Annotated in this window: 21 protein-coding genes; 20 read left to right on the top strand and 1 reads right to left on the bottom strand. The window is 66.6% G+C overall.

Annotated features, from left to right (window positions below):
* The first annotated feature begins 54 nt into the window (after window positions 1-54).
* The 15 genes from HALA3H3_RS25225 to HALA3H3_RS25295 all read left to right on the top strand — a co-directional run bounded on the left by HALA3H3_RS25225 (window position 55) and on the right by HALA3H3_RS25295 (window position 14,368).
* Complete coding sequence (locus HALA3H3_RS25225) at window positions 55-717, top strand: NADPH-dependent FMN reductase (protein ID WP_022524205.1); 663 nt, start codon at window positions 55-57, stop codon at window positions 715-717.
* A 100-nt stretch (window positions 718-817) separates the two neighbouring features.
* Window positions 818-1,321 carry an arsenate reductase ArsC gene (locus HALA3H3_RS25230; protein ID WP_022524206.1) on the top strand — a complete coding sequence of 168 codons (504 nt, stop codon included), beginning with the start codon at window positions 818-820 and terminating at the stop codon, window positions 1,319-1,321.
* Entirely contained in the window at window positions 1,318-2,043 is a 726-nt protein-coding gene (gene arsH / locus HALA3H3_RS25235; RefSeq protein WP_022524207.1) for an arsenical resistance protein ArsH, read from the top strand. Before HALA3H3_RS25230 ends, arsH begins: the two co-directional genes overlap by 4 nt.
* A 13-nt stretch (window positions 2,044-2,056) precedes the next feature.
* Window positions 2,057-3,157, top strand: coding sequence for an ACR3 family arsenite efflux transporter (gene arsB / locus HALA3H3_RS25240; protein ID WP_022524208.1), 1,101 nt, complete (start codon window positions 2,057-2,059; stop codon window positions 3,155-3,157).
* Between the two features lie 3 nt (window positions 3,158-3,160).
* Window positions 3,161-3,454: a CC/Se motif family (seleno)protein gene (locus HALA3H3_RS25245; protein ID WP_022524209.1), complete on the top strand. Its 294-nt coding sequence runs from the start codon at window positions 3,161-3,163 to the stop codon at window positions 3,452-3,454.
* A gap of 4 nt (window positions 3,455-3,458) precedes the next feature.
* A complete protein-coding gene (gene arsD, locus HALA3H3_RS25250; protein ID WP_022524210.1) occupies window positions 3,459-3,818 on the top strand; it encodes an arsenite efflux transporter metallochaperone ArsD in 360 nt (119 codons plus the stop codon).
* Between the two features lie 20 nt (window positions 3,819-3,838).
* On the top strand, window positions 3,839-5,674 hold the full coding sequence (gene arsA / locus HALA3H3_RS25255; protein WP_022524211.1) for an arsenical pump-driving ATPase: 1,836 nt from the start codon (window positions 3,839-3,841) through the stop codon (window positions 5,672-5,674).
* Between the two features lie 71 nt (window positions 5,675-5,745).
* On the top strand, window positions 5,746-6,552 hold the full coding sequence (locus tag HALA3H3_RS25260) for a universal stress protein (protein WP_022524212.1): 807 nt from the start codon (window positions 5,746-5,748) through the stop codon (window positions 6,550-6,552).
* A gap of 121 nt (window positions 6,553-6,673) precedes the next feature.
* Window positions 6,674-7,858: a thiolase family protein gene (locus HALA3H3_RS25265; protein WP_022524213.1), complete on the top strand. Its 1,185-nt coding sequence runs from the start codon at window positions 6,674-6,676 to the stop codon at window positions 7,856-7,858.
* 73 nt (window positions 7,859-7,931) lie between these two features.
* Window positions 7,932-8,483, top strand: a complete 552-nt coding sequence (locus HALA3H3_RS25270; RefSeq protein WP_022524215.1) for an RNA polymerase sigma factor — start codon at window positions 7,932-7,934, stop codon at window positions 8,481-8,483.
* Window positions 8,484-8,572: 89 nt separating this feature from the next.
* A complete protein-coding gene (locus HALA3H3_RS25275; RefSeq protein ID WP_022524217.1) occupies window positions 8,573-9,583 on the top strand; it encodes a permease in 1,011 nt (336 codons plus the stop codon).
* Between the two features lie 18 nt (window positions 9,584-9,601).
* Window positions 9,602-9,838: a thioredoxin family protein gene (locus tag HALA3H3_RS25280; protein WP_022524218.1), complete on the top strand. Its 237-nt coding sequence runs from the start codon at window positions 9,602-9,604 to the stop codon at window positions 9,836-9,838.
* A gap of 296 nt (window positions 9,839-10,134) precedes the next feature.
* Window positions 10,135-10,656 carry an arsenate reductase (azurin) small subunit gene (locus tag HALA3H3_RS25285; protein WP_022524219.1) on the top strand — a complete coding sequence of 174 codons (522 nt, stop codon included), beginning with the start codon at window positions 10,135-10,137 and terminating at the stop codon, window positions 10,654-10,656.
* A gap of 15 nt (window positions 10,657-10,671) precedes the next feature.
* Window positions 10,672-13,149: an arsenate reductase (azurin) large subunit gene (locus tag HALA3H3_RS25290; protein ID WP_022524220.1), complete on the top strand. Its 2,478-nt coding sequence runs from the start codon at window positions 10,672-10,674 to the stop codon at window positions 13,147-13,149.
* A 133-nt stretch (window positions 13,150-13,282) separates the two neighbouring features.
* Entirely contained in the window at window positions 13,283-14,368 is a 1,086-nt protein-coding gene (locus HALA3H3_RS25295; protein WP_022524221.1) for an FAD-binding oxidoreductase, read from the top strand.
* Window positions 14,369-14,389: 21 nt separating this feature from the next.
* Here HALA3H3_RS25295 and HALA3H3_RS25300 read toward each other — a convergent pair whose 3' ends face one another.
* Window positions 14,390-14,830, bottom strand: a complete 441-nt coding sequence (locus tag HALA3H3_RS25300; protein WP_022524222.1) for a hypothetical protein — start codon at window positions 14,828-14,830, stop codon at window positions 14,390-14,392.
* Window positions 14,831-15,026: 196 nt separating this feature from the next.
* Between HALA3H3_RS25300 and HALA3H3_RS25305 the strand changes: the two genes are divergently transcribed.
* From HALA3H3_RS25305 to HALA3H3_RS25325, 5 genes are all read left to right on the top strand, one after another.
* A complete protein-coding gene (locus tag HALA3H3_RS25305; RefSeq protein WP_022524224.1) occupies window positions 15,027-16,100 on the top strand; it encodes a 4Fe-4S dicluster domain-containing protein in 1,074 nt (357 codons plus the stop codon).
* Window positions 16,101-16,217: 117 nt separating this feature from the next.
* Window positions 16,218-18,704, top strand: a complete 2,487-nt coding sequence (locus tag HALA3H3_RS25310) for a molybdopterin-dependent oxidoreductase (RefSeq protein ID WP_022524225.1) — start codon at window positions 16,218-16,220, stop codon at window positions 18,702-18,704.
* 41 nt (window positions 18,705-18,745) lie between these two features.
* On the top strand, window positions 18,746-19,507 hold the full coding sequence (locus tag HALA3H3_RS25315; protein WP_022524226.1) for a 4Fe-4S dicluster domain-containing protein: 762 nt from the start codon (window positions 18,746-18,748) through the stop codon (window positions 19,505-19,507).
* Entirely contained in the window at window positions 19,504-20,703 is a 1,200-nt protein-coding gene (gene nrfD, locus HALA3H3_RS25320; protein ID WP_022524227.1) for an NrfD/PsrC family molybdoenzyme membrane anchor subunit, read from the top strand. Before HALA3H3_RS25315 ends, nrfD begins: the two co-directional genes overlap by 4 nt.
* A gap of 68 nt (window positions 20,704-20,771) precedes the next feature.
* Window positions 20,772-21,701: a molecular chaperone TorD family protein gene (locus tag HALA3H3_RS25325; RefSeq protein ID WP_022524228.1), complete on the top strand. Its 930-nt coding sequence runs from the start codon at window positions 20,772-20,774 to the stop codon at window positions 21,699-21,701.
* The last annotated feature ends 17 nt before the right edge of the window (window positions 21,702-21,718 follow it).

Here is a 21,718-nt window from a genome sequence, read left to right on the forward strand (position 1 = left end):
TCTTATCTGTGGGGCTGCTATCGTGGCGGCACTCCCACTCTGCAGGAGATTCCCATGTCCCGCTTTCTGGTCTTTTTGGGCTCGGCCCGTGACAGCACCCCGCCCGCCCCCGCCCGGCTCGGCCTGCGCGTGGCCCGCGCCTGCGTGGAACTGCTCGAGGCCGACGGAGCCAGCGTGGAGTTGATCGACCCGCTTGCGATCGAGCTCAGCGCTGTGTTCAAGCCCCATTTCGCCTACGCGAAGTCGAAGGTGCCCGAGGCCCTGGCGAGCCTGGCCGACAAGATCGCGGCGGCCGACGGCTACGTGATGGTCAGCCCCGAGTACAACCACTCCATGAGCCCGGCGCTCGCCCACCTGCTCAACCACTTCGGCAGTTCCCTCTACGCCTTCAAGCCCAGCGCCATCGTTACCTACTCGGCGGGCCAGTGGGGCGGCGCCCGGGCCGCGGTCAACATGCGCACCTTCCTCGCCGAGTTGGGCTGCCTGCCGGTCTCAGCGATGATCCATGTGCCGAAGGCCCAGGAAGCCCTCGACGAGGACGGATGCTTCCGCGAGGACCCGGACCGCTGGGCCGGCTACTTCGGTCGCACCCTGGGCCAGCTCGGGTGGTGGGCCGAGGCCGCCGCCAGGCAGCGCGACATCCGGGACCCCCACGAGGTCTCGCCGGCCTTTCAGCGCGCCCCGGACCAGCGCAACGCGCCGTCATCCGGAGACTGATATTGAACATATATGCTTTTCCATATATTCTTCTCCATATATGCTAAGCAACAACACAGCCTGACCCCCTGACCTCAACGCCTGTCTCGATGGAGACACCATGAACGTACTGTTTCTGTGCACCGGCAACTCCTGCCGGTCCATCTACGCCGAGGCCCTGTTCAACCACCTGACCGAGACCCGGCATCGCGCCTGGAGCGGTGGCAGCCATCCCGTCGGCGAGGTCAATCCGCTGACGCTGATCTGGCTGGAGAAGGCGGGCATTTCCACCCGTGGACTCACCAGCAAGTCCTGGGACGATCTCGAGGTGACGCCGGATGTCGTCATCACCGTCTGCGATGATGCCGCCGGCGAGGCCTGCCCGCTGTTCCTCGGCAGGGCCGTGCGCGTCCACTGGGGCGTGCCGGACCCCTCCAAGGCCGAGGGCAGCGAGGCCGAGATCGAGGCCGCCTTCGCCAGCGCCTTCGGCGCCCTGCGCCGGCGCATCGAGGCCATGCTCGCCCTGCCGCTGGATGAACTACCTTCCGACGCACTGCAGCAGGCCCTGGAGGAGATCCACCAGCGCGCCTCCCGGGAAGAGGCCCCTCAAGGAGACACCCCATGACGACCCATCCCCTGGACGACCTGCCCAATATCGACCGCGAGCTGTTCCGGGCACCCGATGCCGCTAGTCTGGGCATCCCCATGAACCGCGACCATGCACCGCGCATCCTGCTGCTCTACGGCTCGCTGCGAAGCCGATCCTTCAGCCGCCTGGCGGTGGAGGAGGCCGCCCGGCTGCTGCGCGCCATGGGCGCCGAGACCCGCATCTTCGACCCGCGGGGCCTGCCGCTGCCCGACGCCGAGGAGGCGACCCACCCCAAGGTGGCAGAGCTGCGAGAGCTGGCCGAATGGGCCGAAGGCATGGTGTGGTGCTCGCCGGAGCGCCACGGCGCCATGACCGGCATCATGAAGGCGCAGATCGACTGGATTCCCCTGGCGCTGGGCGCGGTGCGCCCCACCCAGGGGAAGACCCTGGCGGTGATGCAGGTGTGCGGCGGTTCCCAGTCGTTCAACACGGTCAACCAGCTGCGCGTTCTGGGGCGCTGGATGCGCATGATCACCATCCCCAACCAGTCCTCGGTGCCCAGGGCCTTCATGGAGTTCGACGACAACGACCGCATGAAGCCCTCACCCTTCTATGACCGCATCGTCGACGTCATGGAGGAGCTGGTGAAATTCACGCTGCTGGTGCGCGGGCGCAGCGAAGTGCTCACCGACCGCTACTCCGAGCGCAAGGAGTCGGCCGATCAGCTCTCTGCCCGGGTCAACCAGCGCGCCATCTGACAGGAGCCATACCATGACCAAACATCAGGAATCCCAATCACCCAGCACCACGGAGGGCATGGGGCTCTTCGAGCGCTTCCTCTCTCTGTGGGTGGCGCTAGCCATCGTCGCCGGGGTGCTGCTGGGCCAGTTCGCCCCGGCGGTGCCCGAGACGCTCTCGCGCTTCGAGTACGCCCAGGTCTCCATCCCGGTGGCGATCCTGATCTGGGCGATGATCTTCCCGATGATGGCGCAGATCGATTTTACCGCCGTGCTCGGCGTACGCCGCCAGCCCAAGGGACTGGTCATCACCACCACGGTGAACTGGCTGATCAAGCCCTTCACCATGTTCGCCATCGCCTGGTTCTTCCTGATGGTGGTGTTCCAGCCGCTGATCCCGGAACACCTGGCCAGCCAGTACCTGGCCGGTGCCATCCTGCTGGGGGCCGCCCCCTGTACTGCCATGGTCTTCGTATGGAGCTACCTGACCCGCGGCGACGCCGCCTACACCCTGGTGCAAGTTGCCCTCAACGACCTGATCATGCTGTTCGCCTTTGCACCCATCGTGATACTGCTGCTCGGCGTGTCGAACATCCAGGTACCCTACGACACCGTGGCACTTTCGGTGGTGCTCTACATCGTCATCCCGCTCGCCGCCGGCTACCTGACCCGGCGGATCCTGATCGCCCGCCGCGGCATCGAGTGGTACGACAACGTCTTCATGAAGAAGGTGGGGCCGATCACCCCCGTCGGGCTGATCATCACCCTGGTGCTGCTGTTCGCCTTCCAGGGCGACGTGATCATCGCCAATCCGCTGCATATCGTGCTGATCGCCATCCCGCTGATCATCCAGACCTTCCTGATCTTCTTCATCGCCTACGGCTGGGCCAAGGCGTGGAAGGTCCCCCACAACGTGGCCGCCCCCGGGGCGATGGTTGGTGCCAGCAACTTCTTCGAGCTGGCCGTAGCCGCCGCCATCGCCCTCTTCGGCCTGCAGTCGGGTGCGGCGCTGGCCACGGTGGTGGGCGTGCTGGTGGAGGTGCCTATCATGCTGGCCCTGGTACGAATCGCCAACAAGACGCGTCACCACTTTCCCGAGGGTGAAGAACCAGCTGCCGCCGAGGCCAGGGGCTGAGCCATGGCCATCGAGATCAGCGCCCGCGCCCGCGAGTGGCTGAAGACCAAGGGCGGTGTGGCCACGGTGCGCCTCTCGCCCCGTCACGGCTGCTGCGGCGGCGGGGCCGATATCGCGGTGGCCGAGGCCAGTGCACCGAAGGCGCCGGAGCACTTCACCCGCCTCGACCTCGACGGCGTGACCGTGCATATCGACCCGACGCTGCTCGACCAGGGCCTGAGGCTCGACGTCGCGGGCTTCCTGGGCCTCAGGCATCTCTTCGTGGGGGGCGCCTCCCCCACCCGTTCCAAGGAGTGACGTGATGCAAACCATTCAGGTATACGACCCCAGCCTCTGCTGCAGCTCCGGCGTCTGTGGCGTCGATGTCGACCAGGCGCTGGTCGACTTTGCCGCCGATCTGGAGTGGGCCAAGCAAAATGGAATCGCCATCGAGCGCTTCAATCTCGCCAGGGACCCCCTGGCATTTGCCAACCATGGTGTGGTGAAGGATTTTCTCGCCCGTTCGGGACAGGAGGCACTGCCGTTGATCCTGATCGACGGCCAGATCGCCTTGGCGGGACGCTACCCGAATCGCGGCGAGCTCGCTCGCTGGACTGGCCTGGGCGAGTCCTTGGCGCAGCCAACACCCAGCAAGGGCTGCTGTGCAGGAAACCGCTGCTAGCTGACCCTGGAGGATTCGTCATGCAGTTTCTGGAAAAGTCCCCCCGCTTCTTTTTCTTCACCGGCAAGGGGGGCGTGGGCAAGACCTCCCTCGCTTGTGCCGCGGCCATTCGACTGGCCGACGAGGGCAAACGCGTACTGCTGGTCAGTACCGACCCGGCTTCGAATGTCGGCCACGTCTTTGGTGCCACCATCGGCAACCGGATCACACCGATTACTGCGGTGCCCCGCCTGTCGGCTCTGGAGATCGATCCGCAGGCTGCCGCCCAGGCCTATCGCGACCGCCTGATCGAGCCTGTCCGCGGCGAGCTGCCTGACGAGGTTGTGAAGGGCATCGAGGAGTCGCTCTCGGGCGCCTGTACCACCGAGATCGCCGCCTTCGACGAATTCACCGCCCTGTTGACCGATGAATCGCTGACGGCCGATTTCGACCATATCCTGTTCGACACGGCACCCACCGGGCACACCATTCGTCTCCTGCAGCTTCCCGGCGCGTGGAGCGGCTTCCTGGAAGCCGGCAAGGGCGATGCCTCCTGCCTTGGGCCCTTGGCCGGCCTGGAAAAGCAGCGCAACCAGTACCAGGCCGCCGTCGACGCCCTGGCCGATCCGATGCGCACGCGACTGGTACTCGTCGCCCGACCGCAACAATCGACCCTGCGTGAAGTCGCCCGTACCCGGGAAGAGTTCGCCGCACTGGGTCTGTCGCAGCAGTATCTGGTCATCAATGGAGTTCTCCCTCCCCAGGAGGCACAGCAGGACTCCTTGGCGGCCGCCATCCACGAACGCGAAAACGCAGCCCTGGCCGCCATGCCGAGCGCGCTCGACGCCCTGCCCTGTGATCGGCTGCCCTTGAAGCCCTTCAACCTGATCGGACTCGATGCCCTGCGCCAGATGCTGACCGATTGCCCAGCCCAGGACCCACAGGCCACCGACTCGCGGGAGGCATTGCCCGAGATCGGGCAAGCCACACTCGCTCACCTGGTGGATGAGATCGCCGTGGATGGTCATGGGCTGGTGATGCTGATGGGCAAAGGGGGCGTCGGCAAGACGACCATGGCGGCAGCCATCGCCGTGGAACTGGCCCAACGTGGCCTTCCGGTCCATCTGACGACCTCCGATCCCGCCGCTCACCTGAGCGAAACCCTGGATGGCGTCTTGCCCAACCTGACGGTCGGCAGGATCGACCCCAGCGCCGAAACCGAGCGTTATCGCCAGCACGTGCTCACCACCAAGGGCGCAGCCCTGGATGATCAAGGCCGGGCACTGCTCGAGGAAGATCTTCGCTCACCGTGCACAGAAGAGATCGCCGTATTCCAGGCGTTCTCTCGCACCATTCGCGAGGCAAGCAAGAAATTCGTCGTCATGGACACGGCGCCCACGGGGCATACCCTGCTGCTGCTCGACGCCACGGGTGCCTACCATCGCGAGATCGCGCGTCAGCTGGGCAACACCGGCATGCACTTCTCGACGCCGATGATGCAGCTCCAGGATCCCCGGCAGACCAAGGTACTGCTGGTCACGCTAGCCGAGACAACGCCGGTTCTCGAGGCAGTCAACCTGCAGAACGACCTGCGTCGCGCCAATATCGAGCCCTGGGCCTGGATCATCAACAACAGCGTTGCTGCCAGCCATCCTGAATCACCCTTGCTGCTGCAGCGTGCGCACCATGAAGTCAGCCAGATCGAGCAAGTCGCCACTCGGCATGCACAACGCTATGCACTCGTTCCTCTGCTCGAAGAGGAACCCATTGGACCCGAGCGACTGATGGCACTGACAGGCCACACCGCCGCGCACCTTGATGAGGCAGGGGCCGCCTCAGAGGTCGGAGTGAGCACTAAGACAAGTTCCACCGAATGATTCGTCCAGAAGCCTTCCGCCAATCGAACGTCACGATTGGCGCCATACTCCAGACATGAAAGGAAGCCACCATGTTCAAGCACATCCTGGTCGCCGTGGATTTCTCCCCCGCCTGGCCGCTGCTGCAGGCGCGCCTGAAGACGCTAACCGCCTGGGCCACCGAGCGGGTGACGCTGGTCCACGTGCTCAGCTCGCGCTATCCCGCCACCCCGGAGGAGACCCATCGCTCGCACTACCAGGCCAAGTTGAAGGAACTCGCCGGCGACCTCGCCGCCCCGGGACTGACGATCGACACCGAGGTGCGCAGCGGTGAGCCTGGTGCCGTGCTCGCCGAGGCCGCAGGCGAACTCGGTGCCGACCTGCTGCTGCTGGGCTGTCGCGGCCACAACCGCCTGCACGAGTTCTTCCTCGGCAGCACGGCCCTGGATGCGGCCCGCCTGACCGCGCTGCCGCTATGGCTGGAGCCGGTGGCCGAGACGCTGGTCGGCGCCGACTCGCGCCTGCTGATGCTGGCCACCGATGGCTCCGAAGCGGTGAGCGGCGCCGAGGCCCTGGCCGAGCGACTCGCCCCAAGCTTCCAGCGCTGCTTGGCGGTAACGGCCACCTGTGCCTCCGAAGGGTGCGACCGCGAGATCGCCGATGCCCAACGCCATCTCGATGAGATCGGCCAGCGCATAGAGGGCCTCGAGACTCGAGTCCTGGACGGTGACCCGCGGCGTGCCATCATCGAGGAAGCCAGGCGCGAACACGCCGACCTGATCGTGATCGGCAAGCGCGGGCGCAACCGCATCCAGGAGCTCCTGCTCGGCAGCACCGCCGAGGCCATCGCCCGCGGTGCCCACTGCCCAGTATTGATCGTCCCCAAGGCGAGGGCGTAGCAGCGGCGATCACCATTGAGTGATACCTGTCAGGGACTCGCCACCAACTGCGTGCTATAGGTGAGATGTCCTGACCGGCGGCCAATTCCGCCACCTGCCCGAACGAAATGAGGAGAACACCATGTCATCTCGCGATGTCGTCATCTGCCACCCCGTGCGCACCGCCATCGGCACTTACGGCGGCAGCCTCAAGGACACACCCGCGACCGACCTCGGTGCGCGGGTCATTCAGGAGACCCTCTCCCGCTCCGGGCTCGCCGCCGACAAGGTACAGTCGCTGATCATGGGCCACGTGATCCAGGCCGGCTGCCGCATGAACTCCGGCCGCCAGGCCGGCATCGGCGGCGGGCTGCCGGTGGAGGTCCCGGCGCTAACCGTCAACCGGGTCTGCGGCTCCGGCGCCCAAGCCGTAGCCAATGCCGCCATGGAGATCTGGAGCGGCATGGCCGACTGCACCATCGCCGGTGGCATGGAGAACATGGACCGCGCGCCCTATGTGCTGCCCCAGGGCCGCTGGGGCGCGCGCATGGGCGACGTGACCATGTTCGACACCATGCTGCTCGACGGCCTCAACGACGCCTTCAGCGGCAAGCATTCCGGCTGGCACACCGAGGATCTGGTCACCCGCTACGGCATCTCCCGTGACGACCAGGACGCCTGGGCACTGCGCTCCCAGCTGAACTTCTCCAAGGCCCAGGAGGCCGGCCACTTCGACGCCGAGATCGCCGGCGTGGAGCTCACCACCCGCAAGGGCACCACCACCTTCGCCCGCGACGAGCACAACCGTGGCGATACTACCGCGGAATCCCTGGCCCGGCTGAAACCGGCCTTCCGCAAGGAGGGCACCATCACCGCCGGCAATGCCCCGGGGCTCAACAGCGGTGCGGCGGCGATGATCGTCGCCGAACGCGACTGGGCCGAGAAACAGGGCCTCGCGCCCATGGCCCGGCTGGTTTCCTTCGGCGTCGGCGCCGTGGAACCGGGCTACTTCGGCATCGGCCCGGTGCCGGCGGTCAAGCAGGCGATGGAGCGTGCCGGCTGGTCGGTGGGCGACCTGGACCGGGTGGAGATCAACGAGGCCTTCGCCGCCATCGCCCTGGCCTGCCAGCGCGAGCTCGGCCTGCCGCAGGAGATCGTCAACGTGGAGGGGGGCGCCATCGCCCACGGGCATCCCATCGGGGCGAGCGGCGCGGTGCTGACCACCCGCCTGCTGCATGCCATGCAGCGCAACGGCGAGCGCCGCGGCATCGTCACCCTGTGCATCGGCGGTGGTCAGGGCATCGCCCTGGCGCTGGAAATCCTCTGATGGCCGGCCGCGGGTGCGCCTGGGCGCACCCGCGGCTACCCTCACCTCCCACTGATACCCACAGAGAGCAACGATGACGGCCGAGCCGCACCCACACGCCTGCATCGAGTCCGCCTGGCAAGCTCACCGTAATGAGCTCCGTGGCTTCCTGATCCGACACAGCGGCGATCGTGATGCCGCCGACGACCTCCTGCAGACCGTCTATGCCAAGGCGCTGACCCACCGCCGGCAGTTCTGCGAACTGGATTCTCCCCGTGCCTGGCTGTTCCGCGTGGCACGGCACCAGTGGATCGATCAGCAGCGGCGCGCGAAACACTGGACGGACGAGGCACCCCCCGAGATCGCCACGGAGTCGCCGACGGCCTCCCCCGTGGAGAGCCTGATCGACTGCATCGAACGTGCGCTGCCCCATCTCGGAGCGGAGGATCGCGATATCCTGCGTCGCTGCGACCTGGAGGGGCGTCGCCAGGCGGACTACGCCGACGACCATGGCCTGGGCCTGCCGGCCACCAAGGCGCGCCTGCGCCGCGCCCGACAGCGGCTGCGTAAGCGTCTCATCGCCCAGTGCGGCATCGTCTTCGACGATCAGGGCGGCATCTGCTGCCATCGCGCCCACCAAGGATAAGCGAGATTTTTTGCATCGCGCCGGTATCCTTTTGCCGCCTGCTGCGTCTTCCTGGGTGACACCGACCGAACACACAGGGAGAGGATGACATGCTGGAGGTCTTTACCTGGCTGGCCGACTGGCTGATCTATGGCGTCGCGGGCCTGGACCCCGAGAGCAAGCTCGGCGACTCGCTGCACTTCTTCGTCGAAGACACCACCAAGATCTTCGCGCTGCTGGTGGTGATGATCTACGTCATCGCCCTGATGCGCGCCTCGCTGAACCTGGAACGGGTGCGCCACTACATCCAGCAGAAGCATCGCCTGGCAGGCTACGGCCTGGGCGCCGGCTTCGGCGCCATCACCCCCTTCTGCTCCTGCTCGAGCATCCCGCTGTTCCTGGGCTTCACCAGCGCCGGGATTCCGCTGGGCATCACCATGGCCTTCCTGTTCACCTCGCCGATCATCAACGAGGTGGCGGTGATCATGCTGTGGAGCTTGCTGGGCTGGGAGTTCACCCTGGTCTACATCGCCATCGGCATGGGCGTGGGCATCGGCGGCGGCATGCTCCTCGATGCCATGAAGGGCGAGCGCTGGCTGAAGGACTTCGCGGCCAAGGCCTACCAGCAGGCCGCCGCGACACCCCAGGACGACGAGCCTGCCCCCGAGGCGCCCTCCCTCACCCTGAAGGATCGCCATGAGTTTGCCCGGGACGAGCTCAAGGAGATCGTCGGGCGAATCTGGAAGTGGGTGATCATCGGTGTCGGCCTGGGCGCCGGCCTGCATGGCTTCGTGCCGGACGGCTGGTTCGCCGAGAACCTGGGCAGCGGCCAGTGGTGGAACGTGCCCGTCGCCGTGCTGGCGGGGCTTCCGCTCTACTCCAACGCCACCGGTGTCATCCCGGTGATGGAGAGCCTGATCCTCAAGGGGCTGCCGGTGGGCACCACCCTGGCCTTCTGCATGAGCACCGTGGCGGCCAGCTTCCCCGAGTTCATCATGCTCAAGCAGGTCATGCAGTGGCGCCTGCTGGCCACCATCTTCGTCATCCTGCTGGTCAACTTCATGATCGTTGGCTGGCTGATCAACCTGCTGAGCCCCTGGCTGTTCAGCGGACTTCTCTAAGCGCAAAGGAGCAAGACCATGAAGAAGATCGAAGTACTGGGTACCGGCTGCAAGAAGTGCGTCACCACCGCCGAGCAGATCGAGGCCGTGGCCGGCGAGTTGGGCATCGAGGTCGAGGTGGAAAAGGTCACGGATCCGGCGGCCATCATGGGCTACAAGGTCATGTCGACACCCGCCGTGGCCATCGACGGCACCCTCGTTCACAGCGGCAGCGTACCGAACCGGGAAAGGATCGAGAGCCTGCTGAAAGGCTGAACACGGCATACCGGGCCCGGGAGGATACCTCACACGGGCCCTCTTCCGAGATGCCCCCACCGGACTATCTTGATCTCCATCAAGCCCCGCCCAGGGCGATGCCTCCGCCTTGGCCCAACCCTCTGAATGGCAATGCTGTTGGTGGAAGTAGTGCGCCGACGGCATCAACCCTCCTTGCACACCTGCCGGGGCGTAACTAATCTGAGAAATGGATCTGATGATTCAAATATCCATATAACTCTGAAGCACCTGCCCGATACCGGCTTCCCTACAACAACACCCTGGAACCCTAAACGATGTCACGACTGAGCCGCCGCAACTTCCTCAAGCTGACCGGCAGCAGCGCTGCCGTCGGCACCCTCTCCCTGTCACCGCTTGCGAAGGCCCAGCAGGACCAGAGCCCAGGCGCCACCGGCAGCACGACCCTCCCCTACCCGCGAGAGGTGGTCGCCAGGCTGGGAGACGTCGCCGTCAATCAGCCCGTCCACTTCAACTATCCCGACACTCGCTCGCCCTGCGTGCTGATTCGCAAGGGCCGTGAGGTCAAGGGCGGGGTGGGGCCGGACAGGGACGTGGTGGCCTACAGTACCCAGTGCACGCACATGGGCTGCCCGGTCAACTACGACCAGGAGGCCGAGACCTTCAAGTGCCCCTGTCACTACAGCGTCTTCGATCCCGACAACGCCGGCCAGATGGTGATCGGCCATGCCACCGAGAGCCTGCCTCGGATCATTCTGGAGTATGACGAGGCAGAAGACGCCCTGCTTGCCGTGTCGGTCGATGGGCTGATCTATGGTCGTCAGGCCAACATCATCTGAATCGGGAGAACAACAATGACGCAGTTCAAGGACCGCATCCCCCTGCCGCCGGCAGATGCCCAGAAGACCAACATGGCGTGCCACTTCTGCATCGTCGGCTGCGGCTACCATGTCTACAAGTGGCCCGCCAACCGGGAAGGTGGCAGGGCTGCTGACCAGAATGCGCTGGGGCTCGACTTCACCCGCCAGCTTCCTGCCATGCAGCTCACCATGACGCCGGCCATGGTCAACCGGATCAAGGATCACGACGGTCGCGAATACAACATCATGATCCTTCCCGACAAGGAGTGCAGCGTGAACCAGGGGCTGTCCTCGACGCGGGGCGGCCAGATGGCCAGCGTGATGTATTCGGAAGCGACCCCGATCGGCGAGCGACGGCTTAAGTACCCCCTGGTGTACACCGGTGACGACTGGGTCGAGAGCAACTGGGAACAGTCGATGGCCCTCTATGCCGGCCTGACCCAGCGCATCCTCGACAACGACGGCCCGGACCAGCTGTTCTTCAACCTCTTCGACCATGGCGGCGCCGGCGGCGGTTTCGAGAACACTTGGGGCACCGGCAAGCTGATCTTCAGCGGCCTGCAGACGAAGATGGTGCGCATCCACAACCGTCCCGCCTACAACTCGGAGTGCCACGCGACCCGCGACATGGGCATCGGCGAGCTCAACAACAGCTACGAGGATGCCGAGATATCCGACGTCATCTTCTCCATCGGCGGCAACTCCTACGAGACGCAGTCGAACTGGTTCCTGGCCCACTGGGAGCCGAACCTCAGGGGCGCCAACGTCGGCAAGAAGCGGGAATGGTTCCCCGACGAGAGCGTGGGCAAGGGCAGGGTCATCCTGGTCGACCCGCGACGCACACCTACCGTGGCGATCTGCGAGACCATCGCCGGCAAGGACAATGTCCTGCACCTGGCGATTCAGCCGGGCACCGATACCGCGCTGTTCAATGGGCTGCTGACCTACGTGTTGGACCAGGGCTGGCACGACCAGACCTTCATCGACGAGCACACCAGCGGCTTCGAGGAGATGCTCGCCGCCAACCGCCTGGAGCTGGACGAGTGCGCAAGGATCACCGGGCTGGATCGAGCCGATATCATCAAGGCCGCCGAGTGGGCCTACAAGCCCAAGGAGAGCGGCCATGCCCCGCGCACCATGCACGCCTACGAGAAGGGCGTGATCTGGGGCAACGACAACTATCGAATCCAGTCTTCCATCGTCAACCTAGTGGTGGCCACCCGTAACGTCGGCCGCCGCGGCACCGGCGTCGTGCGCATGGGTGGCCACCAGGAGGGCTATACGCGCCCGCCCTATCCCGGCGGGCGCCCGGCGCCCTACATCGACCAGGAGCTGATCAAGGGCAACGGCATGATGCTGACGGTCTGGGCCTGCAATGCCTTCCAGACCACCGTCAATGCCGAGACCTATCGCCAGGTGATCAAGCGGCGAGCCGCCATCGTCAACCAGGCGCTAGCCGAGGCGCGGGGCGCCACCACCGAGGAACTGATCGATATCGTCTATGACGCCGTCAAGAACAAGGGCGGCCTGTTCATCGTCGATATCGACCTCTACCGCACCAAGTTCGCCGAGTCCTCCCACCTGGTACTGCCGGCGACCCATCCCGGCGAGATGAACCTGACCTCCATGAACGGCGAGCGGCGGCTGCGGTTGTCCGAGCGCTTCATGGACCCTCCCGGCATCGCCAAGCCGGATTGCCTGATCGCCGCCGACATGGCCAACGCCCTCAAGCAGCGCTACGAAGCGGCAGGCAACGCGGCGATGGCCGAGCGTTTCGCCGGGTTCGACTGGACGACCGAGGAGGACGCCTTCAACGACGGCTTCCGCATGGCCCATGAGAAGGAGATCGACAGCCAGGGCGGGCCGACGGGACACCTGGCCACTTACGAGCGCCTGCGCGAGGCCGGCAACAACGGCGTCCAGTTGCCCATCAAGGAGTACCAGGACGGCAAGCTGATCGGCACCGAGATGCTGTATACCGACAGCAAGTTCGATACCGAGGATGGCAGGGCGCACTTCCAGCCGTCGCCCTGGAACGGGCTTCCCGAGGTGGTCCAGAAGCAGAAGGAGAGGTTCGACTTCTGGATCAACAACGGTCGCACCAACCACATCTGGCAGTCGGCCTATCACGATCAGCACTTGGCCTTCCGCAAGGGCCGCTACCCCATGGCTCCGATCGAGATCCACCCACAGGATGCCGAGGCCCTGGGGATCGCCAACGGCGATATCGTCGAGGTCTACAACGACTACGGTGCGACCATGGCCATGGCCTACCTGGAACCCGACCTGAAGCGGGGACAGGTCTTCATAATGTTCGGCTACCCCAACGGGGTCCAGGGCGACGTGATCAGCGAATGGACGGACCGCAACATCATTCCCTACTACAAGGGGACCTGGGCCAACCTGCGCCGCATCGGCTCCAACCCTGCCTACCTGCGAGACGTCTCGTTCAAGCGTCGGCGCTATTCCTGACACCGGCAATGTCTCACCCATCAGGGGCGGGAGTGGAGACTCCCGCCCCTGATGCTTCAACACCCTGCCCCGGCATTCGCTTGTCCAACTCACGGCCACGCAGCTGTCAGTGGCAGTTTCAGGAGGCCCCAACATGCCCGATCCCAAGTTCACCAAGCCCTGGCACGGCGTACCACGCGAGGAGATCCACTGGAATCCCACCGTCATCGAGGACGCCTGCATCGGCTGCGGCACCTGTGTCACCGGCTGCAGCCGCCTGGTGTATCGCTACGACTTCGAGCGCAAGAAACCCGTGGTCGTCGACCCGCTCAACTGCATGGTCGGCTGCACTACCTGTGCCAATACCTGCCCCGCCAACGCCATCGAGTTCCCGCCCCTGGGCAGCGTGCTGGCGCTGGAGGGCCGAGCCGAGGTGCGTCATGCCATCGAGGATGACCTGCTGGCGCGCCATGACATCCTGGCCTCGCCGCTGGCCATTCCCCACCCTGACCGCATCATCGAGCTGCGCGTCGAGGCGATCGACCCGGCGACACAGGACGTCATTCGCCTGACCCTGGCCCCGGTCACCGCCGGCGAGTGTTTCTGCGAATTCGTGCCCGGACAGTACCTTGAGGTATGGCAGCCGGGCTCGGCCTACCTATCCCGCGCCTACTCGATCGCCAACGCGCCCCATGACGGTGGCCGCATCAGCCTGCACCTGCGCCGCGTCGAGGGGGGACGCTTCACGGCCTGGGCCTTTGCCGACATGCGGGTCGGCGACGTCCTGCAGGCGCGCGGCCCGCTGGGTGATTTCACCATGCGCTCCGCCCCCGACGCTCCCCTGCTGTTGATTGCCGGGGGCACCGGGCTGGCGCCGATCCTGGCGCTGCTGGAGCAGCAGGTCGAGCTGTTCCCCGATCGCGACATGGTGCTGCTCTGGGGCATGGGTCGCGTGGCGGACTTCTACGCCCTCGATACCCTGCAGTCCCTTGCCGAGAAGGCACCGGGGCTGACCATCGTGCTGGCCTCGACCGAACCCGAGGAGACGCCCCCGGCGCTGGAGCGCCTCGCCGTCACCCGGGGCAATGTGGTGGAGGTGCTCAATCGGAAGGACTGGCTGGCACAGCAGCGTGATATCTATGCCGCCGGTCCGACGCCCATGCTGCGCGAGCTGACCCGTTTCCTCGATCGGCAGGGTATCGACAGGCGCACCGTGCATGTGGATTCCTTCGCCGTCTGAGCAGCGCCAACTCCCCGGGGATCAGGACCTTGCGGAGCCCTCCGTACCGAACGCCTCGCTGAGCGAGCCCTGGTAGCGCCAGCCGTCCGGCACCCGCAGCTCGTGGCTGTGGCTGCCGGCCAGGCGGCAGATCGCCACGCCGGGCGGCGTGCCGCCGATGCCGATGTTGACCGTCTCGAAGGTCAGCCAGTCGCAGGGGGTGATCAGGCCGCGCTTCTGGTCCGCGAAGGCGATGTCCTCCAGGTTGCCCTCCCAGTCGAAGCGCAAGCCCAGTGCCACCAGGCGATCCACCAGCCTGCGTACCTCCGCAGGGTCCACCAGGCTGATGCTGACCAGTTCGTCGTCGGAGCAGACGCCCTGCTCGGGAAGGCAATCACCCAGCGCTTCCCAGCCTCCCGAAATGCGCTGCTCCACCGCTGCCGCACGCACGATCACCGCGGTTGCTTCCACCAGTACTGCCATCCCATCTCCTCGCGTGATGCTCTCTCCACCGTCTCCCGTTGAGCGTGAAGATAAATTGATCCAGGACAACCTTTCCTGCCTGAGCTCTCTGACTTTGGGCTAATCGGCATGGAAACGAGAGGCGCCCTCTGCCACGCTCAGCCTATATATACGTCAATACATATATAACCATAACAGCCACAGCTGGCGATCCCACATGTCGCACCGTGACACTCATGCCCCGCTCACTCCCGCCCCCCTTGCGCCCGGCAACGGCGCCCTGGGATGGGTGGCGTCGCGCTGCCTGCAGGCGCCGCCCCATCCGCTGGCCTGCACGCGCTGCGCCGACGCCTGCCCGGTCGCGGCCCTCGCCTTCCAAGAAGATGGCGACGGCGGCGTTGCCCTGCAGGCCAGCGATGCCTGCCACGGCTGCGGCCAGTGCGTTCCGGCCTGCCCCAGCGAGGCCCTGGTAAGCGCCGAGATCGACACCCTGCTGACAGGCCAGGCCCAGGGCGAGTCACTTAACTTGGCCTGCCACCGCGCCCAGGAGGCCTCCGAACGGGTCCGCCTGCACTGCCTGCGTGCCCTGGGCCCCGACCTGCTGGCCTGGCTGGCGGCACGCGCTGCTCCCGCGGCGCTCACGCTCACCCTGCCCGAGGGCTGCCGCGACTGCCCGGCCGCCCCGGCCGACGGGAAGGACCGCTGGCGAGAGCACGCCCAGGAACTGGCCACGGTCGGCGAGGTGCCGGCCGACCGTGATTTCCGCGCCGCCCGGGCCGCGGTGAGCCGCCGCGACCTGCTGCGCGGCCGCCCGGCGCCTCGCCTGCCGACCATCGCCGCCGAGGACGCCGCCCCCCGGGCGCGTCGTCCGGCACGCCAGCGGGCCGCCGCCGAGGCGCTGGGCAAGCCGCAGGCGGCGCCGGCAATGCCGGGGCTCGGCCTGGCTCTCGATGCCTGCCGGGCTCACGGCGTCTGCGCGCGGGTCTGCCCCACCGAGGCGCTTCAGGAGTCACGGGAGGGCGAACTGGCCTTCACTCCCGAGGCCTGCCTCGACTGCGGCCACTGCCTGAGTGCCTGCCCGGAGGGGGCCCTGGAGGCAAGCCCGACGAGCGACGGGGCGGCGGTGACGCTGCGACAGGCACGGCGCATCGCGTGCTTTCAGTGCGGGCGCCCCTTCATGCCGACCGGTGACGACAGCGCCCGGGACGGTACCGAGAGCACCACCACCTGTCCGGCCTGCCGGCGCGAGTCTGCACTGATGCAGGAGAGCTTCGATGACCTCTTCGGCTGACACGGGCCAACGGGCCCAACAACAGACGACGACCGGTGGCGAGGCGTTCTCGCCACTCAAGCACCCGCGACACCCGCACGATTCGAACAACAGGACGAGCACCTCGAGGGAGACCCGATGAAACTGTTCCAGACCCTGATCAACCGGCGCCGCTTCCTGCAGTCGTCGGCTGCCGTCGGCGCCTCGGCTGGCGCCGTCAGCGCCGGCCTCACCGGCCTGCATGGCCTGATGCCGGCGCGGGAGGCCCATGCCCAGCCCGTGCGCGGAGAGACGACGATCACCAAGAACGTCTGCGCCCAGTGCCCGGCGCGCTGCGGCATCGACGTCTATACCACCGACGGCCGGGTGCATGCCATCTACGGCACCAGCGACAACCCCATCTCCAACGGCAAGCTCTGCCCCAAGGGGCACCTGGGCAGCTACTTCCTCTACGACCCGGACCGTTTCAAGGGACCGATGAAGCGCACCAACCCCAACAAGGGGCGCGACGAGGACCCCGGCTTCGTGCCGATCTCCTGGGAGGAGGCCCTGGATACCGTGGCCGAGCGGCTGAACGACCTGCGTCGCCGCGAGGAGTCCCACCGCTTCGCCATGTTCTACGGCCGCGGCTGGGGGGCCTCGGATGCCGGCATCCAGGGGCCCTTCGGGCAGCTCTACGGCACGCCCAACGCCGCCATCGGCCACTCCTCGATGTGTGCCGACGGCTCCAAGAAGGCCAAGCAGGCCACCGACGGCAACAACTCCTACAGCTCCTACGACTACCGTAACGTCAACTACCTGCTGATCATCGGCGCCAGCTTCCTGGAGGCCTTCCGTCCCTACAACAACGTCATGCAGATGTGGGGCCACATGCGTACCAAGAGCCCCAAGACACGCGTGACCACGGTGGACGTGCGCATGAGCCCGACCATGGCCGCTTCGGATCGGGCCCTCTACATCAAGCCCGGCACCGACGGTGCCTTCGCGCTGGCGGTGGCCCACGTGATTCTCACCGAGGGGCTCTGGGACCGCGAGTTTGTCGGCGACTTCACCAACCCCCGGCTGAGGTTCCTGGCCGGCCAGCGCATCTCGTCCGTCACCTTCTCCGAGAAGTGGGTGCACGGTCTGGCCGACTGGTGGAACGAGGAACTCAAGGACCGCACCCCCGAGTGGGCCGAGGAGGTCACCGGCATTCCCGTCGCAGACATCCGCCGCACCGGAATGGAGTTCGGCTCGACCCGCCCCGCCGTGGCGCTATTCGAGCGTGGCGCCACCGGCCACTCCAACGGTACCTACAATGGCATGGCGATCCACAGCCTCAACGCCCTGGTCGGATCGCTGTTCGCCGAGGGCGGCCTGGGCTATCAGGTGGGCCCCTCCTACGGCAAGCTGCCGGTGGAGGTGGAGGACTACCAGGACGACTACGCCCGCAACGGCGCCTGGAAGGAGCAGCCACGCCTCGACATGAAGGGCACCGAGCGCTGGCCGATGGTCGGCAACATGATGCAGGAGTGTGCCCGCAACCATCTCGACGCCGATCCCTACTCCATCGACACGGCGATGTTCTACTACACCAATCCTATCTGGTCGGCGCCCAACCCCCAGGTCTGGGAGGAAGCGCTGAAGAACGTCTTCATCATCGACACCTCGCCCTTCCCCGGCGAGACGGCCATGTACGCCGACATCGTGCTGCCCGACTGCACCTATCTGGAGCGCACCCAGGACGTGCCGACCTACCCCTTCGAGGGCTGGCCCATGGCCGAGCTGCGCACCCCGGCGGTGGAGCCCATCCACGACACCAGGATGTACGGCGACGTGATCATCGAGTTGGGCAAGCGCATCGAGGGACCCACGGGCGACTACTACCGCGAGCTCGGCAGCGTCGAGAACTACATCCGCCACCTGGCGGCGGGCTTCGCCAACGACCCGGGCGACAACGGCGTCGACGGCTTCGAGAGCTGGAAGGAGAAGGGCGTCTGGTACAAGAAGCCCTATCGCTGGCGCCAGATCCGCGGCGAGTTCTACGAGTGGGATGGCCAGCGCTACGCTCGCCAGATGAGCCCCGAGGAGGTCAAGGAGCACCTGTTCAAGACGCCTTCCGGCAAGTTCGAGGTGCGCTCCGGCTACCTGGAACAGCATGCCGACTACATCGAGCGCGAACTGGGCATCCCACGCGAGCGCGTCGGCCTGGTGCAGTGGGTCGCGCCCGTCTACACCGGCGGCGACGGCGACCTGCACTTCGTGACGCCCAAGACCCCGCTGCACGCCGAGGGGCGCGGCGCCAACATTCCCCAGCAGATGATGGTGCACCAGCCGATCGTCGGCGGCCGCAATACCGTCTACCTGGAGGTGCACCCCGACACGGCCAGGGAGCGCGGCATCCGCAACGGCGACCGGGTCCGGATCATCTCCGACGTGGCCAGCATCGAGGCGGAGTGCCGCTTCGTCGCCTCGCACCGCCGCGACACCCTGGTGCTGCCCTTCGAGTTCGGCCATTGGGCCCAGGGACGCTGGGCCAAGGGGCGCGGGCCGGGCAACTCCAGCGAGATCACCGCCAACGTGTCAGACCCGATCTCGGGTCTGGCGAGCTACTACACCGGCAAGGTCAGGCTGGAACGCGCCTGATCCCGCTCACCCTGACCGAACACGGCTGGAGGACAACGACTATGGCTAAGTGGGGAATGGTCATCGACCTGGACAAGTGCACCGGCTGCCAGGCATGCACCACCGCCTGCTCGATGGAGAACAACACCTTGCCGGGGGAGACCTGGCAGGACGTGCTCTACTACACGGAGGGCGACAACCCCAGCGGCCAGATGAAGTGGCTGCCGCGCCCCTGCATGCAGTGCGAGAACCCCTCCTGCGTGCACGTCTGCCCGACCCGGGCTACCTACAAGGACCCGGAGGCCGGCGGCATCGTCTTCGTCGACTGGAACAAGTGCATCGGCTGCAAGTACTGCATGATCGCCTGCCCCTACGGCGTGCGCTTCTACGCCGACGAGAAGCCGCTGATCGAGCCCGACATCCGCGAGGTGTTCCCCGGCGAGAACGGCCAGCTGTGGAGCCCGCCCTACCAGAACCCGGAGGAGGACTGGCGCCGCGGGATCGGCATCCAGCCGGCGGGGGTGGTCTCCAAGTGTACCTTCTGCTACCACAAGGTGCGCCATGCCCCGGAAGGGGTCGCCGACCTCGACGAGGACAACCCCGAGGTCAAGGAGTACGTGCCGGCCTGCGTGCGCACCTGCGCCCCCAAGGCGCGCTACTTCGGCGACCTGGACAACCCCGACAGCCAGGTCAACCAGCTGATCGGCGACAAGCATGGCGTACGCCTCAAGGACCATACCGGCAACCGGCCCCAGGTCTACTACCTCGGCGCCGGCGCCGGCGTTCCCGCATTCACCCCCGCCGACAGGGAGAATGACGCATGACCACTCGCACTCATGACAACGCCCTCCAGGGGCCGCTGGGCTGGGGCCTGCTGGTGATCGCTGGCGTGGTCCTGCTGGGCAGCCTGGGCTTCGCCTTCGCCCAGCTCGCGACCCATGGCCACACCTCCTTCAATACCAGTTCGGTGTTGCCCTGGGGGCAGCCCATCGCCACCTATGTCTACTTCGCGCTGGCCTCCTCGGGGCTGGGGCTGGTCGCCGCGCTGCCGCTGGTATTCGGCTTCAAGGCCTACTACCCGCTGGCCAAGCGCTGCATCTTCCTGGCCTTCGCCCTGCTGGTCTCGGGCATGGCAGTGCTGGCCCTGGAACTGGGTCACCCCTTCCGCATGCTGTGGGTGATCCCGGCGAACCTGCAGGTGCAGTCGGCGATGTTCTGGATGGGCGTCTTCTACTCCCTGGACCTGCTGTTCCTGCTGTGGAAGTTCGGCAAGCTGCAGGGCGGGCACTGGGACAGCAGTACCGCCAGGCAGGTGGGCATCGCCTCTTTCATCGGTGTGCTGCTGGCCAGCGGCAACCTGGCGCTGATCTTTGGCATGATGAGCATGCGGCCCTTCTGGTTCGATGCCCTGATGCCGGTCTACTTCTACGCCACCGGCATCACCAGCGGCCTGGCCGTGCTGATCGTGCTGACCTACCTGGCCTACGGTTTCGATCGTCGGCGCATGCCCGCCGCCCTGCAGGCGTTGCTCACCGGGGCGCTGCCTAGGCTCTTCGCCGCGCTGATCGGCGCCACCCTGGTGCTGATCCTGGTACGCGCCATCACCGGGCTCTACAGCAACAACCCCGAGATCCGGGTGGTCTGGACCGACTACCTGCTGGACTCCGGCCTCTACCTGACCGCGCTGGTCATCGGCCTGCTGCTGCCCTTCGCGCTGCTGCTGACCGGGTTACGCCAGCGCCCCGGCGTCCAGGTGCTGGCGGCACTGCTGGTGACCCTGGCGATGTTCACCGAACGGGTCTTCTTCGTGGTCGGCGGTCAGGTGGTGCCGCTGTTCAAGGGCAGCTGGGTACCCAACCTGATCGAATATGCGCCCTCCGCCACCGAATGGGCCCTGACGCTGTTTGGCGCCGCGCTGTGCCTGGTGCTGTTCGTGCTCGGTGAGCGATTCCTGAACCTCGGCGACATGCCGCCAAGGCTGGCCGAAGCCGCCGACAAGACCGCGGCAAGCCCCGCCTGACCTCCCTTCCGCCGCATCCCAAGGAGCAGGGGCGGCCTGTCGAGCCGGCAGGCCGCCCCGTCAGCCAGATGACACACGATTCGCCACACCCTGAACTGCTGCCGGCCGCCGAGCTCAACCTGTGCCTCGCCCGGGCCTTCCTCGCCCATCACACGGGCGTGACCCTGGAGGAGACCCGCGGCCCCCTGCTCGATGACCTGCACAACCTGACCGAGGCGCTGCCGGAGCTCGATGACGAGCACCTGGCGGCACTGGATATAGCGCTTGCGGCCCTGACCGACACCCAGCAGCTGATCCTCGGCTACAGCCGGCTGTTCCTGACGCCGCCGGCCCCGGCCCCGCTCAACCTTGGCGCCTACCTGGACGGCGGCCTGATGGCGCGCAGCGTGACGCACATGGAAACGCTGTATCGACGTCACGGCCTGGAGCGCGACCCGGCCTTCCGCGACCTGCCCGACCACCTTTCCCTCAACCTGCAGTGGCTGGCCTGGGTCTACAGCGCCGCCCTGGAGGCCCGGGAAGCCGGGGCGAACGCCACCCCCGCCCTGACGGACGCCGTCGCCATGCTGCGCGACGTCACCCTGCCCGCTCTGGCGGGCATCCGCCGCAAGGTGGTCCAGGCCGACGGCGATACCACCACCCGGCCCTGGCGCCTGCTGGTCGAACTCACCCAATCCCACCTGCAATGGCAGCTCGCCCGTCTGGAGCCCCGGGTGCCCGGCCCGGTCGAGGCAGCTTCTCCCGCCCCGGAACGCCCGGATGCCAGCGTCGCGATGGCGCGTTTCGAGGCCAGCGAGGCCCCGCGGGAGACGCTCATCTGCCGGGCCTGCGGCGAGGCCTTCGAGAGCGACCCGGTCATGGCGGAGATACGCCGGCGGCTTGCCGCGGCCGGCGTCAGCGCCGACCACCTCGCCGTGTGTCCGCGCTGTCGCGACGGCCGGGATGACGCCGCGGTCATGCGCCCGCCCGGGGCCGGCCTGAAGGCGAGGCAGAGATGACCCGAGAGGAGACCGCG

This window comes from Halomonas sp. A3H3 (genome assembly GCF_000982975.1).
In the GTDB taxonomy this organism is placed as follows: Bacteria; Pseudomonadota; Gammaproteobacteria; order Pseudomonadales; family Halomonadaceae; genus Vreelandella; species Vreelandella titanicae.

Excerpts from the sequence above, each read along its gene's own strand:
- HALA3H3_RS25225 (WP_022524205.1), top strand. The coding sequence starts at position 55 with ATGTCCCGCTTTCTGGTCTTTTTGGGCTCGGCCCGTGACAGCACCCCG.
- HALA3H3_RS25230 (WP_022524206.1), top strand. The coding sequence starts at position 818 with ATGAACGTACTGTTTCTGTGCACCGGCAACTCCTGCCGGTCCATCTAC.
- arsH (WP_022524207.1), top strand. The coding sequence starts at position 1,318 with ATGACGACCCATCCCCTGGACGACCTGCCCAATATCGACCGCGAGCTG.
- arsB (WP_022524208.1), top strand. The coding sequence starts at position 2,057 with ATGACCAAACATCAGGAATCCCAATCACCCAGCACCACGGAGGGCATG.
- HALA3H3_RS25245 (WP_022524209.1), top strand. The coding sequence starts at position 3,161 with ATGGCCATCGAGATCAGCGCCCGCGCCCGCGAGTGGCTGAAGACCAAG.
- arsD (WP_022524210.1), top strand. The coding sequence starts at position 3,459 with ATGCAAACCATTCAGGTATACGACCCCAGCCTCTGCTGCAGCTCCGGC.
- arsA (WP_022524211.1), top strand. The coding sequence starts at position 3,839 with ATGCAGTTTCTGGAAAAGTCCCCCCGCTTCTTTTTCTTCACCGGCAAG.
- HALA3H3_RS25260 (WP_022524212.1), top strand. The coding sequence starts at position 5,746 with ATGTTCAAGCACATCCTGGTCGCCGTGGATTTCTCCCCCGCCTGGCCG.
- HALA3H3_RS25265 (WP_022524213.1), top strand. The coding sequence starts at position 6,674 with ATGTCATCTCGCGATGTCGTCATCTGCCACCCCGTGCGCACCGCCATC.
- HALA3H3_RS25270 (WP_022524215.1), top strand. The coding sequence starts at position 7,932 with ATGACGGCCGAGCCGCACCCACACGCCTGCATCGAGTCCGCCTGGCAA.
- HALA3H3_RS25275 (WP_022524217.1), top strand. The coding sequence starts at position 8,573 with ATGCTGGAGGTCTTTACCTGGCTGGCCGACTGGCTGATCTATGGCGTC.
- HALA3H3_RS25280 (WP_022524218.1), top strand. The coding sequence starts at position 9,602 with ATGAAGAAGATCGAAGTACTGGGTACCGGCTGCAAGAAGTGCGTCACC.
- HALA3H3_RS25285 (WP_022524219.1), top strand. The coding sequence starts at position 10,135 with ATGTCACGACTGAGCCGCCGCAACTTCCTCAAGCTGACCGGCAGCAGC.
- HALA3H3_RS25290 (WP_022524220.1), top strand. The coding sequence starts at position 10,672 with ATGACGCAGTTCAAGGACCGCATCCCCCTGCCGCCGGCAGATGCCCAG.
- HALA3H3_RS25295 (WP_022524221.1), top strand. The coding sequence starts at position 13,283 with ATGCCCGATCCCAAGTTCACCAAGCCCTGGCACGGCGTACCACGCGAG.
- HALA3H3_RS25300 (WP_022524222.1), bottom strand. The coding sequence starts at position 14,830 with ATGGCAGTACTGGTGGAAGCAACCGCGGTGATCGTGCGTGCGGCAGCG.
- HALA3H3_RS25305 (WP_022524224.1), top strand. The coding sequence starts at position 15,027 with ATGTCGCACCGTGACACTCATGCCCCGCTCACTCCCGCCCCCCTTGCG.
- HALA3H3_RS25310 (WP_022524225.1), top strand. The coding sequence starts at position 16,218 with ATGAAACTGTTCCAGACCCTGATCAACCGGCGCCGCTTCCTGCAGTCG.
- HALA3H3_RS25315 (WP_022524226.1), top strand. The coding sequence starts at position 18,746 with ATGGCTAAGTGGGGAATGGTCATCGACCTGGACAAGTGCACCGGCTGC.
- nrfD (WP_022524227.1), top strand. The coding sequence starts at position 19,504 with ATGACCACTCGCACTCATGACAACGCCCTCCAGGGGCCGCTGGGCTGG.
- HALA3H3_RS25325 (WP_022524228.1), top strand. The coding sequence starts at position 20,772 with ATGACACACGATTCGCCACACCCTGAACTGCTGCCGGCCGCCGAGCTC.